Annotated in this window: 23 protein-coding genes; 14 read left to right on the plus strand and 9 right to left on the minus strand. The window is 65.3% G+C overall.

Annotation, left to right across the window (positions count from 1 at the left end; genetic code table 11):
* Positions 1-37: 37 nt before the first annotated feature.
* Both AC1L6K_RS06560 and AC1L6K_RS06565 read right to left on the minus strand, forming a co-directional pair.
* Positions 38-760, minus strand: coding sequence for a FadR/GntR family transcriptional regulator (locus AC1L6K_RS06560; RefSeq protein ID WP_480951903.1), 723 nt, complete (start codon positions 758-760; stop codon positions 38-40).
* 37 nt (positions 761-797) lie between these two features.
* Positions 798-923: a hypothetical protein gene (locus AC1L6K_RS06565; protein WP_480951904.1), complete on the minus strand. Its 126-nt coding sequence runs from the start codon at positions 921-923 to the stop codon at positions 798-800.
* Between the two features lie 183 nt (positions 924-1,106).
* On the opposite strand from AC1L6K_RS06565, the gene AC1L6K_RS06570 reads away from it, so the two are divergent.
* The 6 genes from AC1L6K_RS06570 to AC1L6K_RS06595 all read left to right on the plus strand — a co-directional run bounded on the left by AC1L6K_RS06570 (position 1,107) and on the right by AC1L6K_RS06595 (position 6,216).
* Positions 1,107-1,904: a (Fe-S)-binding protein gene (locus AC1L6K_RS06570; protein WP_480951905.1), complete on the plus strand. Its 798-nt coding sequence runs from the start codon at positions 1,107-1,109 to the stop codon at positions 1,902-1,904.
* Complete coding sequence (locus tag AC1L6K_RS06575; RefSeq protein ID WP_480951906.1) at positions 1,901-3,451, plus strand: LutB/LldF family L-lactate oxidation iron-sulfur protein; 1,551 nt, start codon at positions 1,901-1,903, stop codon at positions 3,449-3,451. The genes AC1L6K_RS06570 and AC1L6K_RS06575 overlap by 4 nt, the downstream gene beginning before the upstream one ends.
* Positions 3,448-4,122 (plus strand): LutC/YkgG family protein, encoded by a 675-nt coding sequence (locus tag AC1L6K_RS06580; protein WP_480951907.1) that lies wholly within the window; start codon positions 3,448-3,450, stop codon positions 4,120-4,122. Before AC1L6K_RS06575 ends, AC1L6K_RS06580 begins: the two co-directional genes overlap by 4 nt.
* 183 nt (positions 4,123-4,305) lie before the next feature.
* Entirely contained in the window at positions 4,306-4,713 is a 408-nt protein-coding gene (locus AC1L6K_RS06585) for a LexA family protein (RefSeq protein WP_480951908.1), read from the plus strand.
* Between the two features lie 72 nt (positions 4,714-4,785).
* Entirely contained in the window at positions 4,786-5,403 is a 618-nt protein-coding gene (locus AC1L6K_RS06590; protein ID WP_480951909.1) for a hypothetical protein, read from the plus strand.
* 297 nt (positions 5,404-5,700) lie between these two features.
* Entirely contained in the window at positions 5,701-6,216 is a 516-nt protein-coding gene (locus AC1L6K_RS06595) for a putative immunity protein (RefSeq protein ID WP_480951910.1), read from the plus strand.
* An 89-nt stretch (positions 6,217-6,305) separates the two neighbouring features.
* Here AC1L6K_RS06595 and AC1L6K_RS06600 read toward each other — a convergent pair whose 3' ends face one another.
* The 3 genes from AC1L6K_RS06600 to AC1L6K_RS06610 all read right to left on the minus strand — a co-directional run bounded on the left by AC1L6K_RS06600 (position 6,306) and on the right by AC1L6K_RS06610 (position 8,174).
* On the minus strand, positions 6,306-6,833 hold the full coding sequence (locus AC1L6K_RS06600; RefSeq protein WP_480951911.1) for a hypothetical protein: 528 nt from the start codon (positions 6,831-6,833) through the stop codon (positions 6,306-6,308).
* Positions 6,834-7,017: 184 nt separating this feature from the next.
* Positions 7,018-7,653 carry a pyridoxamine 5'-phosphate oxidase family protein gene (locus AC1L6K_RS06605; RefSeq protein ID WP_480951912.1) on the minus strand — a complete coding sequence of 212 codons (636 nt, stop codon included), beginning with the start codon at positions 7,651-7,653 and terminating at the stop codon, positions 7,018-7,020.
* Entirely contained in the window at positions 7,650-8,174 is a 525-nt protein-coding gene (locus AC1L6K_RS06610) for a class IV adenylate cyclase (RefSeq protein ID WP_480951913.1), read from the minus strand. The genes AC1L6K_RS06605 and AC1L6K_RS06610 overlap by 4 nt, the downstream gene beginning before the upstream one ends.
* A 137-nt stretch (positions 8,175-8,311) precedes the next feature.
* Here AC1L6K_RS06610 and AC1L6K_RS06615 point away from each other — a divergent pair, with 137 nt between their 5' ends.
* The 3 genes from AC1L6K_RS06615 (at position 8,312) to AC1L6K_RS06625 (ending at position 11,240) form a co-directional block, all read left to right on the plus strand.
* A complete protein-coding gene (locus tag AC1L6K_RS06615; protein ID WP_480951914.1) occupies positions 8,312-9,589 on the plus strand; it encodes a Y-family DNA polymerase in 1,278 nt (425 codons plus the stop codon).
* Between the two features lie 86 nt (positions 9,590-9,675).
* Entirely contained in the window at positions 9,676-10,092 is a 417-nt protein-coding gene (locus AC1L6K_RS06620; protein WP_480951915.1) for a ribosomal maturation YjgA family protein, read from the plus strand.
* 38 nt (positions 10,093-10,130) lie between these two features.
* Positions 10,131-11,240, plus strand: coding sequence for an FAD-dependent oxidoreductase (locus AC1L6K_RS06625; RefSeq protein WP_480951916.1), 1,110 nt, complete (start codon positions 10,131-10,133; stop codon positions 11,238-11,240).
* Here the strand turns inward: AC1L6K_RS06625 and AC1L6K_RS06630 are convergent.
* The gene (locus AC1L6K_RS06630; RefSeq protein WP_480951917.1) at positions 11,224-11,631 is read right to left on the minus strand and encodes a hypothetical protein; all 408 of its coding nucleotides are present in this window, start codon (positions 11,629-11,631) and stop codon (positions 11,224-11,226) included. The genes AC1L6K_RS06625 and AC1L6K_RS06630 overlap by 17 nt on opposite strands.
* Positions 11,632-11,716: 85 nt before the next feature.
* Here AC1L6K_RS06630 and AC1L6K_RS06635 point away from each other — a divergent pair, with 85 nt between their 5' ends.
* A complete protein-coding gene (locus AC1L6K_RS06635; protein ID WP_480951918.1) occupies positions 11,717-12,706 on the plus strand; it encodes an LLM class flavin-dependent oxidoreductase in 990 nt (329 codons plus the stop codon).
* Positions 12,707-12,715: 9 nt separating this feature from the next.
* Positions 12,716-13,075, plus strand: a complete 360-nt coding sequence (locus AC1L6K_RS06640) for a VOC family protein (RefSeq protein WP_480951919.1) — start codon at positions 12,716-12,718, stop codon at positions 13,073-13,075.
* Between the two features lie 3 nt (positions 13,076-13,078).
* Here the strand turns inward: AC1L6K_RS06640 and AC1L6K_RS06645 are convergent, their stop codons facing one another.
* Positions 13,079-14,551: an FUSC family protein gene (locus AC1L6K_RS06645; RefSeq protein ID WP_480951920.1), complete on the minus strand. Its 1,473-nt coding sequence runs from the start codon at positions 14,549-14,551 to the stop codon at positions 13,079-13,081.
* 73 nt (positions 14,552-14,624) lie between these two features.
* Here AC1L6K_RS06645 and AC1L6K_RS06650 point away from each other — a divergent pair, with 73 nt between their 5' ends.
* Complete coding sequence (locus AC1L6K_RS06650) at positions 14,625-15,125, plus strand: MarR family winged helix-turn-helix transcriptional regulator (RefSeq protein ID WP_480951921.1); 501 nt, start codon at positions 14,625-14,627, stop codon at positions 15,123-15,125.
* Here AC1L6K_RS06650 and AC1L6K_RS06655 read toward each other — a convergent pair.
* Complete coding sequence (locus tag AC1L6K_RS06655; protein ID WP_480951922.1) at positions 15,122-16,051, minus strand: NAD-dependent epimerase/dehydratase family protein; 930 nt, start codon at positions 16,049-16,051, stop codon at positions 15,122-15,124. The two genes, AC1L6K_RS06650 and AC1L6K_RS06655, sit on opposite strands and share 4 nt — an antisense overlap.
* A gap of 145 nt (positions 16,052-16,196) precedes the next feature.
* On the opposite strand from AC1L6K_RS06655, the gene AC1L6K_RS06660 reads away from it, so the two are divergent.
* Positions 16,197-16,901: a TetR/AcrR family transcriptional regulator gene (locus tag AC1L6K_RS06660; RefSeq protein WP_480951923.1), complete on the plus strand. Its 705-nt coding sequence runs from the start codon at positions 16,197-16,199 to the stop codon at positions 16,899-16,901.
* A gap of 45 nt (positions 16,902-16,946) precedes the next feature.
* Positions 16,947-17,519: a DinB family protein gene (locus tag AC1L6K_RS06665; protein ID WP_480951924.1), complete on the plus strand. Its 573-nt coding sequence runs from the start codon at positions 16,947-16,949 to the stop codon at positions 17,517-17,519.
* A 71-nt stretch (positions 17,520-17,590) separates the two neighbouring features.
* On the opposite strand, the gene AC1L6K_RS06670 is transcribed toward AC1L6K_RS06665, so the two are convergent.
* A complete protein-coding gene (locus AC1L6K_RS06670) occupies positions 17,591-18,688 on the minus strand; it encodes a pyridoxal-phosphate-dependent aminotransferase family protein (RefSeq protein WP_480951925.1) in 1,098 nt (365 codons plus the stop codon).
* Positions 18,689-18,833: the final 145 nt, after the last annotated feature.

Consider the following 18,833-nt stretch of genomic DNA (forward strand, 5'->3'; position numbering starts at 1 on the left):
GGCCGTCCGTGGGAGGCATCGGGCTTGGTGGGGGCAGTCAGCTGCCCGTTTCGGCGAAGAACCATTCGATGTGCTGTCGCAGCAGCCGCCCGGCCAGCTCGCCGTCTCGGGCCGTGACAGCGTCGAGGATGTCGTGGTGCTGTGCCCGCAGTGTTTTCACAACGGGACGCCACTGCTCGTCCGTGGTGACGGAGTTGCGCACGTAGTCCATGATGGAGAGCCGCAGCGACTCCATCATGGCGGATACGACGGCATTGCCGCCCATGGTGCTGAGCAGGACATGAAACTGCGAGTCAAGGTCGTGGAACGACTCGCGGTCAAGGGCAGGGTCGTCCATCAGGGACAGCAGCTCCTTGGCCCGAGCCAGGGATGTTTCGTCGATCGGCAACTCGGTCGCGGCCTTGGACGCGGCCCAGGTCTCCATGAGGATGCGGGCCTCCACAATGTCGACGACGGGCAGGTGGCGGCTCGCCACGTGCAGGCGCAACGTCGAGGACAGCCCTGCCGCCGGGTTGGAGATCAGCACCGCCCCGGAGGTAGGCCCCGATCCGGTCGCTGTGCGCACGAGTCCCATGACCTCCAGGACACGGATGGCGTCCCGCACCGAGGCTCGTGAAATTCCATGTTGCTCGGAGAGCATACGTTCCCCAGGGAGGCGGTCACCGATGTTCAGCCGCCCGGACCGCAGTTCGGTCTCGATGCTCGCCAAGACCGCCTCATAGGCGCGCGGGCCCGCAGCCTTTCTCGTTTTATCAATCACGGTCCCATCCTGCCATGGGCCCACGTCCTTCTTGGCATCACGCCCAGGTGCCGATGACCACGACCTGACCGAACCCGATGTGGCCGGAGGGGTTCATGGCGCGGGTCGGCGTGAGCAGGATGGTCGCCCCTGTCCATCGAATGCTCCAGACGGTGTGGACCATGGGGACGGCGGCTTGTGAGGAGAAACGGAAGCCTGCCCACCATGATCCGAGAAGGGAGGTTTATCCTGAATTTCAAAATTTGCGTGGCCCATCTCACTGTTTGTGAACTTTTTACTGGACTTTGAATCTGGGGACGGGTATGGTCAGACCACATCGTTGAGTTTATTGTCGAAGGATAGTCCCATGAAAATTGCGCTTTTCGCCACTTGCATTGTTGATGCCATGTATCCGCGGACGGCGCGTGCGACTGTGGCGCTTTTGGAGCGGTTGGGGCACGAGGTTGTGTTCCCGCCTGGTCAGGCGTGCTGTGGCCAGATGCATGTGAATTCGGGTTATTTCAAGGAGGCCCGCACGGTGGTGGCGAACCATGTGGAGGCTTTCGACACTGATGATTACGATGTCGCGGTGGCGCCGTCCGGGTCCTGTGTTGCCAGCGTGAAGCACCAGCATGAGTTGGTGGCCCGCCGGTGTGGGGATGCGGTGCTGGAGGCCCGGGCCGCGGTGGTTGGTGCAAAGACGTATGAGCTGTCGCAGCTGCTGACGGACGTCCTTGGCGTCACAGACGCTGGCGAGCAGCTTGGTTCGTATTTCCCGCACAAGGTCACGTATCACCCGAGCTGTCATGGCATGCGGCTGCTGCGCCTGGAGGACCGGCAGCTGAACCTGCTTAAAAGTGTGGGTGGCATCGAGGTGGTGGAGCTGCCGGAAGCGGACCAGTGCTGCGGTTTCGGCGGCACGTTTTCGATGAAGAACGCTGATGTCTCCAGCGCCATGAACGCGGACAAGGCGGCCAACATTTGCGGCACCGGCGCCGAGCTGTGTTCCGGTGGTGATGCGAGCTGCCTCCTGCACATTGGCGGCGGGCTGTCCCGGCAGGGCAGCGATGTGGGCACCCTCCACTTCGCCGAGATCCTGGCCAGCACGCTGGAAAACCCCGTCACCGTCACCGGCGGGATCACCTTGGCGGGGAGCAGGCGATGAGCAGCAACACTTTCCTGGGCATGCCTTCGCTGCCTGTCTTTGGCCACGGCAACCTCAATGCCACAGAGCCGTTCCCGCAGGCCGCGCACCGCGAGCTCGGCAATGCGCAGCTGCGCGCCAACCTCGGCCACGCCACCCACACGATCCGGGACAAGCGGCTGAAGGTTGTGGCGGAGTTGCCGGATTGGGAAGACATGCGCGACGCCGGGGCTGCGATCAAGAACGCCACCATGGCGAAGCTGCCCGCCCTGCTGGAAACGTTCGAGGCGAACTTTACCGCCCGCGGCGGCATCATCCACTGGGCCCGCGACGCCCAGGAAGCCAATGAGATTGTCACGGCGCTGATCCGGGAAACCGGGGAGACCGAGGTCGTCAAGGTCAAGTCCATGGCCACCCAGGAGATCGGCCTCAACGAGTATCTGGAAGAGCAGGGCATCGCCGCCTTTGAGACTGACCTGGCCGAGCTGATCGTCCAGCTGGACCATGACAAGCCCAGCCACATCCTGGTCCCGGCCATCCATAAGAACCGCAGCCAGGTCCGCGAGATCTTCCTGCGCGAAATGCCCGTCGTGGACCCGAACCTCACGGACGAGCCAGCCCGCCTGGCCGAGGCCGCCCGCACGCACCTGCGCAAGAAATTCCTGACCGCCAAGGTTGCCGTCTCCGGCGCCAACTTCGGCCTGGCCGACACCGGCACGCTCACAGTGGTGGAATCCGAGGGTAACGGGCGCATGTGCCTGACCCTGCCGGAAACCCTCATCACCGTCATGGGCATCGAAAAGCTGCTGCCCAGCTGGAGCGACCTGGAAGTGTTCATGCAGCTGCTGCCGCGTTCCTCCACGGGGGAGCGGATGAACCCGTACACCTCGCTGTGGACCGGGGTCACCCCCGGAGACGGCCCGCAGAACGTGCACCTGGTCATGCTGGACAACGGCCGCACCGCCGCCCTCGCGGATGAGATGGGCCGCACGGCGCTGAACTGCATCCGCTGCTCGGCGTGCATGAACGTGTGCCCCGTCTACGAACGCACCGGCGGACACGCCTACGGTTCCACCTACCCGGGCCCCATCGGCGCCATCCTCTCCCCGCTCATGACAGGTATCAAGAGCGAGGAAAACAACTCCCTGCCCTACGCCTCCTCACTGTGCGGCGCGTGCTTTGACGCCTGTCCGGTGAAGATCAACATTCCCGAGATCCTGGTGCACTTGCGCGGGGAGGACGTTGATTCCAAACGCGCCAAGGTCAAGGTCCCCTCGCAGATGGACCTGATGATGAAGGGCGCCGAGTGGGCGTTCGCCAGCGGTGCGCACCTGAGCCTGCTGGAAAAGGGACTGCCCCTGGGCAAGCTGGCCGCCGGGCGCGAGAAGGTCATCAAAAAGCTTCCGGGCATCGCCGGCGGCTGGACCCAAAGCAGGGACATCCCCGCACCGCCCACGCAGTCGTTCCGCCACTGGTGGGCCAAGGAACACCAGCCAGGTGCCGCCGTCGTGCCCGGCAGTGCGGAAAACCGCAGCACCGGAAACAGCAGCGAAGGGGAACAGGCATGAGCGCGCGCGAGGACATCATGAACCGGATCAAGGCGGCCCTGCGGGATGCGCCGGAGGCCCCCGTGGTGCCCCGCGAGTACCGCCGCAGCTCGGACATGAGCGAGGAACAGCGGCTCGAGCAGCTCGTGGACCGGCTCGTGGACTACAAGGCGAACGTGTTCGTCACGCCCGCCGACGAGGCCCCCGCCAAGCTGGCCGAACTGCTGGCCGGTGCCGCCTCGATTGTGGTCCCGCACGGCCTGCCGGAGTCCTGGCTTTCCGCCCTTCCGTCCGCCGGGAAGGACGACGCCGGGACTGGCGCAGGAGCGAACAACGCCGGGGTGCTGGCTGTGCATGTTGACGGGCCCGGGCACCGTCTCAGTATCGCCGAACTCGACGCGGTTGACGCCGTTGTGACGGCTGCCGCGGTGGCTGTCTCGGAAACCGGGACGATCATGCTCGATGGCAGCGACGACCAGGGCCGGCGCATCATTTCTCTCGTCCCCGACAGGCACATCTGCTTCCTGAGCACCGACCAAATTGTGGAGCTGCTGCCCGAAGCCATCGCCCGGCTGGAGGCAACCAGGCCCCAAACCTGGATCAGCGGCCCCAGCGCCACAAGCGACATCGAACTCGAACGTGTCGAGGGCGTCCACGGCCCACGCACCCTCGACGTCATCATCCTGACGTAACGGCCGGCGGGGGTTCCCAAACCTGCGGTTGCGGAAAACTGCATCGCATCGCCTCGTTCGGCGCCCCTCCGTCCTGCGCCGGCAGGGCTCGACTGGGTAGCGCCTGAGCAGGCGGCGCCGGGCGGTGCGCCGTTCCGCAGTGCTATGCTGGGTGTTCGAATCTTTGTACTAGGCGGTGGTGACGTGTTTGGTGTGGATCCGGCAGCCCGCAAGCAGCCCAACGAGCCGACCGGGTTCGCCTCGCCCGCACGCGACTACTTCGACGGTGGGATCGACCTCAACCGCCACCTGATCCGCGACCGCACCAGTACCTTCGTCATGCGCGTGTCCGGCGATTCCATGGCCGGTGCGGGCATTGCCGACGGCGACGAAATCATCGTCGACCGGGCGCTTGCTCCGCGTGACGGCTCCGTGGTGGTCGCCGTCGTCGAAGGTGAACTGCTGATCCGCCGCCTCTTGAAGATCGACGGCGTGAGCTCACTCACAACCCAACCAGCCAATGCCCCGTCCCCGGTTTCGGCCGAGGTGGTTGCCTTGAGCGGTGAGGTCTCGGTGTGGGGCGTCGTCACCCGCTGCCTGCACCACGTTTAACTGCATTGTCCCTGCGCCCAAGGGTCTCGTTGCGGGGGTTCACAGCGCCGGGCGTGCATCTAGACTTGCCCAATGCCCTCCACCACAGAATCATTCAGGCCTCGGTCGATGGTTGAAAAACGCTTCGACGCAACCGCCCGGGGGTGTCTGCTGTTGTCTGGCGTGGCCGCCGTGGGTGGAATGTTCGGCTTCTTGTTGGTGTGGGGAGGGATGGTTGCGCCGGGCTGGGTTGTCAGCTCCATTTTTCTCTCAGCCGCGCTGGTGATTGCTGTCATCCGGGCATCCGTGCGCCGGCGGCTGGATCGTGCCGCGGGGGCGAGCCCGCCTCGGAAGCGTTCGGGCTGGTGGGGCGCGCTTGTCGTGGTGACTGTTGTTTGTACGGGTTTTCTTGGATTGGGCGATATAGCCTTTGAGGCACGCTACACAGTTTTGCAGCCCTCCGGGCCAGGCTTCTGCGAAGCTGTCGTGCGGGAAGATTCATTCCTTTTTGCCGGCGGCGGTGAATTGTATGCAGTCGGGTTTGGCGGTATCGGACGCTCAGTCAGTTCTTGGACGGCCGATGACGGCTACCGTCCGATTGACTCCGGTACATATGAATTCAAGTGGACTGCCGAGGGTGCGCTCCTGATGGTGCGCGGCAACGGTCACGACCCTGTCTGGCCTGTATTCCATGACTTTGACTGCCGTTAGATGAGGCTCTGGGCAGACGACTGAATCGGCGTAGCTAAGGTTTGTGGAAGGTATAAGTAACTGTAGAGGAACGCCTGTGACGAACTCTTTCACCGCCATCCGTTACGTCGTCTTCCGCCGTGGTGGCTCGGTGTTGTTGCCGATGCGTCCGCAGCTGCCGTCAACATGAGCTCAGCAGTGTCTGCAGAAGTGATTCCGGCTTTGCCGGCCCGGGCCTGTCTGGTGGTTAAACAGCCATGCTCGTTCGGCGCCTGACTGCCGCACGGCCGCGCGAGGCCCCGTCAGTAGAATGTCAACATGATTCTGCCGAAGGTCCGTGACCCGCGCTTTGTGACGATCCGGCGGGGTGGCAGCCTGACCGATGAGGATCACCAGCTTCTGGCGCTGTGGGCGGCATCGTGCGCGGAGCACGTTCTCACCTTATTTGAGGTGGCTCAACCGAAAGACCCCCGGCCCCGTCAGGCGATCGAGCATGCCCGTGCTTGGGTGCGTGGTGAGGTCAAGATGATGGAGGCTCGCGCGGCGGGCGGACATGCAATGGGCGCGGCCAGGGACCTGCGGGGAGCTGCCCGGTTTGCCGCCTACGCTGCGGGCCAGGCCGGGGCCGTCGCGCACGTCGCAGCCCACGAACTGGGTGCTGCCGCCTATGCAATCAAAGCCGTGCGAGCAGCAGCCCCTGATGCCCGGGCTGACGACGCAGGACGAGCCGAGTGCGAGTGGCAGCGTGACCAGCTTTCGCAAGCGATTCGTGAGCTCGTAATTGACGACCAGCGGTTGCGCAACGACATTTGCTGGTCGGTATTTGACAACTGAACGCAGGCCGAGCGCCAACGCACCTTGCCTGGAGCCTACGCTGCGGGCAGGCGGCGGATTCCACCGGAAGGGGACTACGCGATGGGAGTCTAGGCGAATATTTCCTGTTCAATCCTTGCAAGTGCAGCGGGTTCAGCAGCGATTTCAACGGTTCCGCCAGGCAAAATGAACGTCTGGATCAGCAGGCTGGACGGCAGTGGGTTGGACTTGTCGTTAGTGGCTTGCCGGGGATCCTCGGTTGCAGCGACGACGTCGAATTTTGTGGGGTTGCCCAGCGCGACATCGGTCCCGGACATGGCTTCTTGGAAGACGAGCTGTCCTATGTGACAGCTTGCAGTCCCGCCGGCCCACAAGTCACCCAATGTCCCCGGCCGCGAGCCAGGGTGGCGGATGTACGCGAAGATGCCCTGTTTCTCCAGGGACATCCTTTGCTTTCGGTCGTTTCTCACCACGAGGTACAGGAGGCCGGCACCAAACAAGGCGTTGACGAGCGTTCGGGCCGTTGCGTCGGGCCAAGAGGTTCCGATGGCCAGGAGAACCCAAAATTGGGCCACTGCCAAAAGGGCAAGGCCAGACAGAAACACTCCCACCCGGTGCTGCCGGAGCCAGTCCTTCATTCCAGGGCCTTCCTTGTCTTACGAGGTCGCCAACGGTTTCGCCGGGCCGTTCACCCATTAGGGTCTGGACCAAAATCAAGGACCGTTCCATTCAGCCCACTTCAAGCCCACCCGACGGGTGCGTCCCGTGGCACCTTCCTGACCGCGCCCCCGTCGCCGGAGAAGGGAGGCGCAGCAATACTTGTCATTTGTCATGACCAGAGCGAATCAATGCGCCAGTCATTCCCTTCGCGGAGGTAGCGGAGGGGTTGGTGGTTGCGGCCTGCGTCGCCCTGCCAGAATTCAATCGCCACGGGCACCACTGTCCATACAGACCAGTGTGGCGACACGAGGTGTGCATTGGATTCCAGGGCGGCGACAGCCTCTGCAAGCAGTGCCGCATGGGCGGCTTCGCTCTCGAGAATGGAGCTTTGCCGGCCAGCGGACCCCAATAAAAAGTGAGGGCGCACTGTGGATTGCCGCGCAGTTGGTTTCCCTTGGCTGACTCGTCGCCGGTGGCGATCAAGAAACCACATTCGTCGGTCACGTCCTTGACGATCAGCACCCGTGCATCCGGCATCCCGCCGGCATCGACGGTTGAAAGCGTGGCTGCGTGGGGTTCTGGCACCTGAGCGTCAATTGCGTACCGCAGCCAGTCCAGAAACAGCCCGCGCGGATTCGCCGGAGCCGATTGCACGTCGAAGTCCGGGGCCCGCCCGACAATCGAGGGAAGTGAACGAAGCTCGTCCCGCAGGGCCAGGCCGTCCCCGTTTCGAGCACAAGAACCGGGGGAAACGGTGGCGGGGCCCGGAAGGCCCTCATCAGGGACCGCCATGTTCATCCAACCGCCTGCCGGGCGGCAAGGAGATCCACGTAGGCTCCGTCGACCAGGGCAGGAGTTCCGACGCCCAACTCGGTCATCAGCCTGTTCGCTTCCAGGACCGCGTCTTCTTTCGTCAGGCCGTCACCGATCGGGAGCTCCAACTCCAGGAAATCGCCGAGGCCGTCAACACGGTCAAGATGGATGCGTGCATGACCCAGGCGGAGGACGGTGCGATGTTTGCGCACCCGACCGGTTTCACCATAGGCCAGTGCCAAGACAGACCTAAGTGTGTCCGGGGACGGCGTGCTTGAATACTCGTAGTGTGAAGGCTTGGGGCCCAGTTCATCCGCCCTGCGGTAGTGGATCAATACACCGCGGCCGCCGTCCACGACCCGAAGCTTCAGCCGTCCGTTGTCGCAGGCAAAGAACGTGTCGTCCTGCAGCTCGATATCGGGGCCCTCGTCCGCCAACCTTGCAATGACCGGCAGCAGTGCCTCGAGATTGTCCAAACGCGCCTTGATCTCCATGTTTTCTGGCATGACACAACTCAACCATGGAACGATTCCGAGTGCGCAGCTTTCTTCGGTCCTGAAATCGCATTGGTGCCGTAAAAGTGGCAGGGTTGGGTTCCTGCCAAAATGTCGAACAAATGTTCGGATCGTGAAAGAATGAAGCCATGAGCAACAACCGCATTGCCCTGGTGGACGTGAACAATTTTTATGTCTCCTGCGAGCGGGTCTTTGACCCCAAGCTGGAAGGCCGACCCGTCGTCGTGCTTTCCAATAATGACGGCTGTGTGGTGGCGCGTTCGGCGGAGGCGAAGGAACTTGGCATCGCCACCGGGACGCCATGGTTCCAGCTCCAATCGCAGGCCAGGGACTGGGGGCTGGTGGCGCGCTCCAGCAACTATGAACTGTACGGGGACTTGAGTGCCCGGGTCATGGAAGTGGTGGGCCGCTTTGGTACGTGGCAGGAGGTGTACTCCATCGATGAATCGTTCGTGGGGCTCGTGGGGGACCCCGCACAGCTGCAGGCAGCCGCGCGCGACATCCGGGCTGCCGTAATGCGCCACGTGGGCGTGCCCGTCTGCGTTGGTGTGGCCGCGACGAAGACGCAGGCCAAATTTGCCAACAGGATCGCCAAGCAGAACCCGGCGCTGGGCGGGGTGTGTGCGCTGGACGCCATGCCGGCAGGGCATGTTGCGGGAATCCAGTCACGCGTTCCGGCCTCCGGCCTGTGGGGAGTGGGCGGCAAGACGGCTGCCCGGTTGAAGCTGATGGGCATTGAAACCATCGCCGACCTCAAGGCCGCGGACCCGGCGGTGATTCGCAAGAAATTCTCGGTCGTGCTGCAGCGCACCGTGATGGAGCTTAATGGGACCGAGTGCATTCCGCACGCGGAAGAGCACGTGGACAAACAGCAGATCATGTTCTCCCGCAGCTTTTCCGAGCCCGTCACTACGGTGGCCGGCATGGAGGAGGTCATGGCCGTGTATGCCCAGCGCGGCGCCGCCAGGCTCAATGCGGAAGGGCTGCGGGCTGCAATCATGACGGTCACGGCCGGAACCAGCCGCTTCGCCGCCGGGGAAGGCAGCTTCCCCGCAGCCACCATCCGCTTTGCGACGCCAACCCAGGATCCCATTGTGCTGGTCCGGGCCGCCGTGGCCGCCATCAGGCAAAGCGCCGTTGCCGGGGCCTCCTACCTGCGGGCCGGGGTCATGTTCAACGGACTTGAGCCGGCGTCGGGAGCAGGCATGCTTGACGTGTTCGGCGCCGACTCGCAGCCGCCGGACGTAGGCGGAGTGCTGGGGGAAGTCCGCAGCAGGTTCGGCGCAATGGCCATCGGCATCGGCATTGGCGGGCTGGCCGAGGCGCCGCAGTGGTCGATGAAGCGCGAACACTCCTCGCCGCGGTACACCACGGAATGGCGCGAACTGCCGGTGGTGCGGGCTTGAGCGAGTTCCGTCCCGTCCGCCACTTGCAGCCGGACGCTATGTGTGACGAGAGCTGATGGCGATGAACCGCCATTAGACTCAAGCCCATGAATCAAGTGAAAACCGCCAAACCCCGGCGCTTCTGGCTGTTCCTCGCAGCCGGAGATGCGGTCATCCTCGGCCTGGTGCTCCATTTCTTCGTGCCCGGGGGCTTCGCCAACCTCATCACCGACGCGCTCTACACCGTGCTGGTTTACCTGGTGCTCGCATTCATCATGCCTGCGGCCAGGCGGCACTGGCTGGCGCTCGCAGCCTTCGCGCTCAGCTCCCTCGTTGAACTCGCACAACTGACTGGCATCCCCGAACAGCTCGCGATGAGTTTTCCGCCTTCGCGCCTGGTCTTTGGCACCACATTCTCCGCACTGGATCTCGTGGCGTACGCCGTGGGGGCCGCGGCCGTCTGCTTCGCCGACATGGCCATTTCCCGGCGCGGCAGCCAGTGGGGTGCACCACAGCCGGAATAGTGCCGCCAGCCGGCCGGTTCCCCACTATAGGAGGCACAATGCTGGACGTAGTGGTTATTGGTGCAGGTCAGGCCGGACTGTCGGCTGCGTATTACCTGGCGCGTCAGGGGCTCCGGCCGGAGCTCGACTTCGTGGTGCTGGACGCCAACCCCGGACCCGGCGGCGCCTGGCTGCACCGCTGGCCATCGCTGACCCTGGGCGGCGCGCACGGCATCCACGACCTGCCCGGCATGAAACTTCCGCCGGCCAATCCCGTCGAGCCGGCGTCCGCGGTGGTCTCTCGGTACTATGGCAGCTACGAGAAAACCTTTGAGTTGCCGGTGCACAGGCCCGTGAAGGTGCTTGCCGTGCGCCCGCTCATTGCGGATTCAGCCATGCTCTTTCTTGAGGACGACGCCGGTGTCCCCGCCGACATTGCCGGCCCGCCACTGGTGGTGGAAACGGACCGGGGAGCCTTCGAAACCCGCCTTGTCATCAACGCCACGGGGACCTGGGACAAGCCGTACTGGCCGCACTACCCCGGCGTGGAGAGCTTTGCCGGCCGCCAGCTGCACACCCACGGTTTCCGCTCCGTACAGGAGTTTGCGGGCCAGCGCGTGCTGGTGGTTGGCGGCGGCACCTCGGCCGTGCAGTTCCTGCTGCAGCTTGCCGAGGCCGGCGTGCAGACCGCGTGGTCCACACGGCGCCCGCCAGAGTTCACGAGCCGCGAATTCAACCCCGACTGGGGGCGTGATGTTGAGCGCCGCGTCAATGAGCGCACGGCCGCAGGCCTCCCGCCACTGAGTGTCGTGGGCGTCACCGGGCTGCCACTTACGGAGCAGTACCAAAACGGCATTGCCGCCGGAACCCTCGTGTCGCGAGGACCGCTGCAGCGGCTGACCCCGGAGGGTGGACTCTTTGTTGACGGCAGCACCTTTGCGGCGGACGCCATCTTGTGGGCCACTGGCTTCCGTGCGTCCATGGACCACCTGGCGCCGCTGAAACTGCGTGAACCCGGCGGCGGCATCGTCATGGACGGCGTGAAGGTCGCCCGCGAGCCGCGGTTGTTGCTGGTGGGCTACGGGGCCTCGGCCTCAACACTGGGCGCCAACCGGGCGGGCCGGGCAGCAGCGGCGGCCGCCCTTGACCGGCTCAGCGTTCCGGCCTAATCCGGGAGTGCCTGTCCGGTCCCGGGGCCGGGGCCTGTGGCACGGGAGCGGCCCCAGGCTCTGGTGCGGGTTCGCCGTCCGGACCCACGCCGGAGGCTCGGAGGACCACCTTCGTGGGGACGCCGTCGTCGTCCATTTCAAAAATGACGCCGTTGGGAAGGTCGCCGGGGGAGGGGATGGGCGCGCGCTGTCGGGACTGCTCTTCACGCTCCAGCCTGGCTGTGGCGGCGTGCGGATTGAAGACCTCGTCCAGGCCACCCAAGGCGCCGCTGAACGCGCCCAAGTTTTCGCGTGCTCCGGGCCTGGCCATGCCGCGCTGGAACCAGGAGATGACAGCAATGGCGGCCGCAACCATGCCCAGCATGACAAGAACCGTCCAGAACCATTCCATGTGACGAGTCTAAAGCGCCCGGTTGGAAATATCCCGGGGGACCTTGGGGTTGGCCCAAGGGAGACCACTTTGAAAGGCAGCACCCATGACACTTCCCATTTCGATCCTTGACCTCGCCCATGTCGGCGACGACGGCATTGCCGAGAGCTTCCGCTCATCGGTGGAGCTGGCCCAGAAGGCTGAAGGGTGGGGGTACAAGCGGATTTGGTTTGCCGAGCACCACAACATGCCCTCGATCGCGTCGTCTGCCACGAGCATCTTGATTGCGCACGTGGCCGCCCACACGAAGTCGATCCGCCTCGGTGCCGGCGGCATCATGCTGCCCAACCATTCGCCGCTGCAGATCGCCGAGCAGTTCGGCACACTGGAGACGCTGCACCCGGGACGCATCGACCTGGGTCTGGGCCGCGCGCCGGGCAGTGACCAAAACACCATGCGTGCGCTGCGCCGTGACCCCTCCGCGGCTGACACCTTCCCCTCCGACGTGCAGGAACTGCAGGCCTACTTTGACGGCCAGACACGCATCTCCGGTGTCAACGCCTACCCGGGCAAGGACACCAACGTGCCGTTGTACATCCTGGGCTCGTCGCTGTTCGGTGCGCACCTGGCTGCGGCACTGGGACTGCCGTACTCCTTTGCCTCGCACTTTGCCCCGCAGGCGCTGGAAGACGCCGTGCGCATTTACCGCCGCGAGTTCAAGCCCTCCGCTGCGCTGGCCGAGCCGTACGTGATTGCCGGCGTCAACGCCATCGTGGCCGACACCCAGGAAGAGGCGGACCGGCTGGCCCTGGACGCGAGGCGCCGCCGGGTGGTTTCCCTCGTGGGCCGCGGACAGACGTTCACCGAGGCCGAAATGGACCTGCTGCTCGACTCCCCGGCGGGCCAGCAGGTCAACACCATGTTCCGTTATGCAGCCATCGGAACGCCGTCGGTGGCCCGCGCCTACCTGGAAGAATTCGCCACAACGGCCGACGCCGACGAACTCATCGTGGCCACACAGGTCACTGACCGCCCCGCCTGGATCCGCAGCTTTGAACTGCTGGCGGGGGTTATGGAATTGGCGCCGTCGGTGTAGCGTTCAGGCATGGCAATTGCACGGTACCCGGGAGTGGTCATCGACTGCCCCGACGCAGCCCTGTTGGCATCGTTCTATGCTGCACTGCTGGGTTGGGAAACCACGGCAGAGGACGGCTGGGTGGAGATTCGGCCCGCGGACCGCAGCAACTCCATTTCCTTCCAGCAGGTCGACAACTATCAGGCACCCGTGTGGCCGGGCCGGGAACACCCCCAGCAAATGCATCTGGACGTGGTGGTGGACGACCTTGATGCGGGCGAGGCGGAGGTCTTGCGCACCGGGGCGCTCAAGGCTGAATTTCAGCCCGGCACCACGTTCCGCGTATTCCTGGACCCGGCCGGGCATCCGTTCTGCCTCTGCCAGTCCTGACCCTTAGGAATCTTTTGGCAGGTGGTGGCGGTCTGCCCTGGAAATGCTCAGGGCGGCCACGAGGGTGCCGATCACCACGCCAATAAGCGTGTCCGCCACGCGGCTGAACGCGGCTTCCGGACCCAGATGTGAGCCGAGGCCGGTCATGATCAAAGCCATGGGCGTGACGGCGATCGTGGTCAAGGTGTAGTTCTTGAGCACCAGCAGTTCCGCCAGGATCTGGAACGCCACCACGAAGGCCACCGACGGCCAAAACCCCAGCGACATCGACAGCAGCACCACGGCCACGGCCGCGCCCACCACATTGCCCACCAGGCGCTGAATGCTGCGCTGGACGGTGACGGCATAATTCATCCCCTGCAATGCGGCGACGGCGCCCATGGTTGCCCAGAGCGGATGGTCAAAACCCAGCCCGACGGCGGCCCAGCCAGCGAGCACCGCGGCCGCGGCCATGCGCAGGGCCTGGTGGATGCTGGCCCTCGAGCGCAGCTCCGCGCGGGCGCCCGCCAGGAACCCCAGGGGTGCCGCCAACGTGCCTGGTGCTGCCGCTTTGGATCCTGTCGGGTCGGTTGCTGCCAGATCCGGCCGGGCACCGGCAGGAATGCCGCGCATCTTGCGCAGCTCCGATTCATGCTGAGCCAGGCGGGCCAGTGCCGCCGCGTGTGATTGACCTGGGGGTGCATCGAAGCGGGCCAGCACGGCCTCGGCCTCGTCCAGCAGCAGCTGCAGCCGGTCTGCATCCCGGTGCAGGCGCAGCGAGCGTGGGCTGTGGCCGCGCAGGGTGCCGGCGCTCAGGGTCACCGAGTCCCGGGCCGAGCGCAAGGCCGCCGTGGCAGCGGCTCGGTGCGTGCCGGCGTCGTCCGTGTCCAAGCGAATGACGGCGGCGATGGCGCGGGCAACGGCGAGGCGGGAGGGGGCCATTGGGACCAGCAACACCGGGGACATGGCGGCCAGCCAGCCGACCACCACACCGATGGCCATGGCGATCAAGGGCGCGGGCAGGGTCGCGAGGTCGTGGGTGTAGCTGGCACCCGCTCCGGCCGCGAAGACCAGAATGACGGCACCCGGACCGGAAATGCGGAAGGCGGAGAAAATGTGGGCAGCCACACCCGCAAGGGCTGAGAGGATGACGATTTGGAGCACCATCGGCATGCCTGCGGCGCCAAGGAGCGTGCCGATGGCCGTGGCGACGAGCATCCCCAGACCCACGACGACCATCATGCGGGCCAGCCGCCAGTACGGCTGGTAACGACCAAAAGCGCTGGTCAGTGCGCCTAGTGCGGCGATCCCGGCCAACTGCTGCTGCCCCAGCAGGCCGCCGGCCACCAGCACCAGCGACGCTGCGACTCCCACCTTGATGGCCGTGGTGAAAATGGCATCCGCCGGGCGCACGGCAAAAGCGCTCCGCCAGGTGGCGGGCGACAGTGTATGGGTCAGGGCGGCGCCTGTGTGGCGCAAACGGGTGGGAGTGCTCATGTTTCCAGTCTACTAAGTATTTTACTAGTAAAATAGATGCTGGGTATGTGAGTGTTGTCTCTAGACTGGTTCCATGAAAGCAGAGGCAGTGGACTTCGTTGACAGGGCGCGCCAGGGCTGGGCGCGGTCGCGGCCGGAGCTGGACGTGGCCAGCATTGAGATCATGGGGCGGATCGGGCGGATTGGCGCCCTGGCGTCCCAGCGGGCGGGCCGGGAGCTGCTGCCTGCGGAGGTGACGCGGGCTGAATTCGACGTCCTGTGCACCCTGGCCCGCGGTGACGGCCCCATGCGCGCCAGCGAAGTCACCGCCGCCACGATGCTCAGCGGCGCCTCCACCACCAAGAACGCCGAACGCCTGGTCAAGCGCGGACTCGTGGAACGCCTGCCCTGGGAACGGGACGGCCGGGTGGTCCTCATGCAGCTGACAGCAGCGGGCGAAGCCCTGGTCGACAGCGAGTTTCCGCGCCTGCTGGAGAGCGACCGGGACATGTTGTCCGGGCTGACTGCCAAGGAGCGGGTGCAGCTGGCCGCCCTGCTGCGGAAGGTTGCGCTCGCGGTGGAGGCGGGCCACTAGGCCTGCTTCCGCCACCATTCCACGGTTTCCCCTGCGGCCCTTTCCCAAGACGTGGGGGAGCGGCCCAGCAGGTCCTGGCTGGCCGAGGAATCCATGATGAACGGTTCTTCAAACTGGTACAGCATCTCCGCCATCTCACGCATATTGGCGGAGAGCAGCCCCGCCACCCTCAGGACCCGGCCCGGTATTGCACTGACCTTGGGCGCCGCCACCCCCGCCGCGGCAGCAAAGGCCCCGGCCAGTGCCCGCTGCGGCAGGGCCTCGTTGCTTGGCGCGTGCAGCACCGAATTCCAGAGTGCCGGCCGGGCGGCCGCCTGGATCATGGCAGCCGCAAGATCCGGGACATAGGTGAATGAGTGGAGCTTTTCCGTGCTGCCCACAACCTGCACGCGCCTGCCCGCCAGGATCAGCGGCACCATGCGGTCGCCGGCGTGGGCGTTGCGCACGTGCGGGCCAAAGAAGTCGGATGCCACCACGCTGACTGTCGGGGTGTCCGATGCGGCCCGGGCGGCCAGCAGTCCGGTGCGGATGCCGCGCTTCCCGCCGCTTGCCAGGCGCGGGCTGTCTTCCGTCATGACCTGTTCCGGGACGCTGTAGGAATAGAGGCTTTCCGGGAAAATCACGACGGCGCCCGCCCCGCCTGCCGCGGCCAGCACGGCACGTTCCGCGCGGGGAAGTTCCCTTTGCCAGGCATCCGCGCTGTATTTTGAGCCGTGGATGCAGTGGAAGACGGCGTCCGCACCCGTCATCGCGGCCTGCAGCTGCGCCGGCTCGGCCACGTCAACGCGGCGCCGTTCGATCAGCGGGTGCACCGGACCGGAACCCGAACGGGTCAAAACGCGCACGCGGTGTCCGGCGTTTGCCAGTTGGTTGGCGACTGTCCAGCCGACGGGGCCCGCGCCCGTGACAATTTTGATGGCATCCATGGCGTGCTCAATTCATGTAGATGGTGGAAGTGCATTAACTCGAGAGCAGTGCTCTCTCATTAATTGTCGACCGCTTGCCGTGGAGAAGTCAAGAGCACTGCTCACTTAAGTTGACGGTGGTCTCGATTACGCCAAAACTGGAGCCATGACACAAACACCGCGGGAACGGGCACGGCAGCAAACCATGGCCGACATCGTCAGCATTGGACGCCGCCACCTGGAGGTGCACGGCGCAGCAGGGCTGTCATTGCGCGCTGTGGCCCGCGATCTGGGCGTGGTCTCGTCGGCCGTCTACAGGTACGTCAAGAACCGGGACGAACTGCTGACACTGCTTGTGGTGGACGGCTACAACGCCCTCGGCGATGCCGTGGACCAGGCGCTGGCCAAGGTCCCTGCAGGCGATCATGCGGCCCAGTTCCGGGCCTTGGGCCGAGCGGTCAGGAACTGGGCGCTGTTGGAACCGGCACGATACGGACTGCTGTTTGGCTCGCCTGTGCCGGGCTACGAGGCCCCTGCCGAGCAGACAACCGGTCCCGGCACGCGGGTTGTCGTCCAGCTGGTGCGCATTTTGGATAGCGCGCACCAGGCTGGGTGCCTGGCCGGGGAGGCACAGCGGCGGCTGCCGGACCCGCGGCTCGTTGCAGACTTCGCGGCGATCCGCGCGGCGATGGGCCTGACCGTTCCCGACCACGTTCTGGCTTCGGGCGTCCTGGCCTGGGCCGCCCTCTTTGGCACAGTCAACTTTGAGGTTTTTGGCCAGTACGGCAAGGCAACGTTTGCTGACCCGGCAGCACTTTTTGAGGCCCATCTGGACCTGCTTCAGGGCATTGTGGGCCTGTCGCAGTCGTAAGGCAATGGATGGCGCGCCGCGCCGTGATGGGGCAGAGTGGGCAGCATGAGTGAAAAAGCCGTGCTCCTTGGATACCTGCGCGTCCGGCGGGCAGACCTGCTCGCGAAACTTGACGGCCTCAGCGACTACGACGTCCGCCGTCCCATGACCCCCACGGGCACGAACCTGCTTGGCCTGGTCAAGCACGTGGCCAGTGTCCAGGTGGGGTACTTCGGCGAGGTCTTCGACCGTCCTGCGAGCAGGGAACTGCCATGGTTCGCTGACGACGCACCCCTGGATGCCGACCTGTGGGCCGGGCCGGGCGAGAGCCGGGCGGACATCCTCGAACTGCACGACTATTCCGCCCGGCACAGCGACGAAACCATTGAATTGCTGCCTCTGGACACCGTGGGCACGGTGTCCTGGTGGGCACCGGAACGCCGCCAGGTGACTCTCCACCAGATCCTCGTGCACATGTGTGTCGAAACGGCCAGGCACGCCGGCCATGCCGACATTATTCGCGAGCTGATAGACGGCGCCACAGGCAATGGACCGAACGACCTGAACGTCTCGCACCGCACGCCGGAGGAATGGGCCGGGTACGTGGCAGGGCTTGAAGCGGTGGCCCGCCAGCAGTAGGCTCCCGCCGGCAGCCGCTGGCAAGTAGCGGACTGCATGCCGGCAGGGGCCCGAGTCCCTGCCGGCGGGGCTCAGGCCTTGGCGAGAGCTTCCTGCAGGGCACCAAGGACCAGCACCACGGAGGCGGGGTTTGCGTTGGGGCCCATCATGCCAATCCGCCACACCGTGGACGCGAACGCTCCGGCGCCGCCGCCGATCTCCAGGCTGAAGTTGTTGAGCAGGTAGCTGCGCACGGAGGCGGAGTCCACGCCCTCGGGAACGCGCACGGTGGTGAGGCTCGGCAGGCGGGAACCTTCGGCCGCGAACAGTTCCAGGCCCATTTCCTGCAGACCGTTTTGGAGCGCCAGGCCTGCTGCCGTGTGACGTGCCTGCACGGCGTCGAGCCCTTCAGCCAGGACCCGGTCCAATCCGGCCGCCAGGCTGGCGATCATGGCCACCGGCGCGGTGTGGTGGTAGGTGCGGGTGCTTCCGCTGGCTGCGCCGGCGTACCCGCCCAACAGTCCCAGGTCCAGGTACCACGACTGCGGGTCCTTGATGCGGCGCTCAAAAGCGGCATCCGAGATGGTGAAGGGGGACAGGCCCGGGGCCACGCCCAGGCACTTTTGCGTCCCGGCGTAGCCAACGTCGATGCCCCAGTCGTCCGCGAGCAGTTCCAGGCCGCCGATGGAGGTGACGGCGTCGGTCACCAGCAGCGCGTCACCCTTGAGCCTGCCGAGCGCGGCAATGTCGGAGAGCACTCCCGTGGACGTTTCGGCATGCACTGCGGCAATGACCTTGGGGTGCGGATGGGCAGAGGCCACCCGTTCCGGGTCAATGGGCCGGCCCCACTCATGGTCGACCCGGACCACCTCGGCACCTGTGCGGCGGGCCACCTCACACATGCGCTCGCCGAACAAGCCGTTGACTGCCACGACAGCCACGTCGCCGGCCCCGACGGTGTTGACAAAGGCCGCCTCCATGCCCGCCGAACCCGTCCCGCTCAACGGCAGTGTCCTGGCATTGGTGGTGCCCCATGCCTGCCGCAAGCTGTCGCAGGTGTTGTCCATGATGTCGATGAACAAGGGATCAAGGTGGCCAAGAATTGGATGCCCCAAAGCCGCGATGGCTTCCGGATAACAATTGCTGGGGCCGGGGCCAAAAAGATGGCGGTGGGTAAGTGTGGTGGTCACGTTTGCTCCTTGTTCCTGAGGACGGTTCCCTCCCAGCATAAGCACGGGGCTCATGAAGCCCGGGCACGGCGCGCATGAAGGATTCCGCCACCAACCTTGGTACGTTGAACAGGCAAGTCCCACTTTTGGCGCGTACTCACTGCGA

Source organism: Specibacter sp. BI4, from assembly GCF_056680095.1.

What these genes read in the sequence shown, in the direction of transcription:
- AC1L6K_RS06565 (WP_480951904.1), bottom strand. Translation starts at nt 923, where the DNA reads ATGGTCCACACCGTCTGGAGCATTCGATGGACAGGGGCGACCATCCTG.
- AC1L6K_RS06610 (WP_480951913.1), bottom strand. Translation starts at nt 8,174, where the DNA reads ATGCCAGAAAACATGGAGATCAAGGCGCGTTTGGACAATCTCGAGGCA.
- AC1L6K_RS06635 (WP_480951918.1), top strand. Translation starts at nt 11,717, where the DNA reads ATGACACTTCCCATTTCGATCCTTGACCTCGCCCATGTCGGCGACGAC.
- AC1L6K_RS06575 (WP_480951906.1), top strand. Translation starts at nt 1,901, where the DNA reads ATGAGCAGCAACACTTTCCTGGGCATGCCTTCGCTGCCTGTCTTTGGC.
- AC1L6K_RS06605 (WP_480951912.1), bottom strand. Translation starts at nt 7,653, where the DNA reads ATGAACATGGCGGTCCCTGATGAGGGCCTTCCGGGCCCCGCCACCGTT.
- AC1L6K_RS06655 (WP_480951922.1), bottom strand. Translation starts at nt 16,051, where the DNA reads ATGGATGCCATCAAAATTGTCACGGGCGCGGGCCCCGTCGGCTGGACA.
- AC1L6K_RS06630 (WP_480951917.1), bottom strand. Translation starts at nt 11,631, where the DNA reads ATGGAATGGTTCTGGACGGTTCTTGTCATGCTGGGCATGGTTGCGGCC.
- AC1L6K_RS06640 (WP_480951919.1), top strand. Translation starts at nt 12,716, where the DNA reads ATGGCAATTGCACGGTACCCGGGAGTGGTCATCGACTGCCCCGACGCA.
- AC1L6K_RS06665 (WP_480951924.1), top strand. Translation starts at nt 16,947, where the DNA reads ATGAGTGAAAAAGCCGTGCTCCTTGGATACCTGCGCGTCCGGCGGGCA.
- AC1L6K_RS06650 (WP_480951921.1), top strand. Translation starts at nt 14,625, where the DNA reads ATGAAAGCAGAGGCAGTGGACTTCGTTGACAGGGCGCGCCAGGGCTGG.
- AC1L6K_RS06660 (WP_480951923.1), top strand. Translation starts at nt 16,197, where the DNA reads ATGACACAAACACCGCGGGAACGGGCACGGCAGCAAACCATGGCCGAC.
- AC1L6K_RS06595 (WP_480951910.1), top strand. Translation starts at nt 5,701, where the DNA reads ATGATTCTGCCGAAGGTCCGTGACCCGCGCTTTGTGACGATCCGGCGG.
- AC1L6K_RS06645 (WP_480951920.1), bottom strand. Translation starts at nt 14,551, where the DNA reads ATGAGCACTCCCACCCGTTTGCGCCACACAGGCGCCGCCCTGACCCAT.
- AC1L6K_RS06580 (WP_480951907.1), top strand. Translation starts at nt 3,448, where the DNA reads ATGAGCGCGCGCGAGGACATCATGAACCGGATCAAGGCGGCCCTGCGG.
- AC1L6K_RS06625 (WP_480951916.1), top strand. Translation starts at nt 10,131, where the DNA reads ATGCTGGACGTAGTGGTTATTGGTGCAGGTCAGGCCGGACTGTCGGCT.
- AC1L6K_RS06615 (WP_480951914.1), top strand. Translation starts at nt 8,312, where the DNA reads ATGAGCAACAACCGCATTGCCCTGGTGGACGTGAACAATTTTTATGTC.
- AC1L6K_RS06590 (WP_480951909.1), top strand. Translation starts at nt 4,786, where the DNA reads ATGCCCTCCACCACAGAATCATTCAGGCCTCGGTCGATGGTTGAAAAA.
- AC1L6K_RS06570 (WP_480951905.1), top strand. Translation starts at nt 1,107, where the DNA reads ATGAAAATTGCGCTTTTCGCCACTTGCATTGTTGATGCCATGTATCCG.
- AC1L6K_RS06600 (WP_480951911.1), bottom strand. Translation starts at nt 6,833, where the DNA reads ATGAAGGACTGGCTCCGGCAGCACCGGGTGGGAGTGTTTCTGTCTGGC.
- AC1L6K_RS06620 (WP_480951915.1), top strand. Translation starts at nt 9,676, where the DNA reads ATGAATCAAGTGAAAACCGCCAAACCCCGGCGCTTCTGGCTGTTCCTC.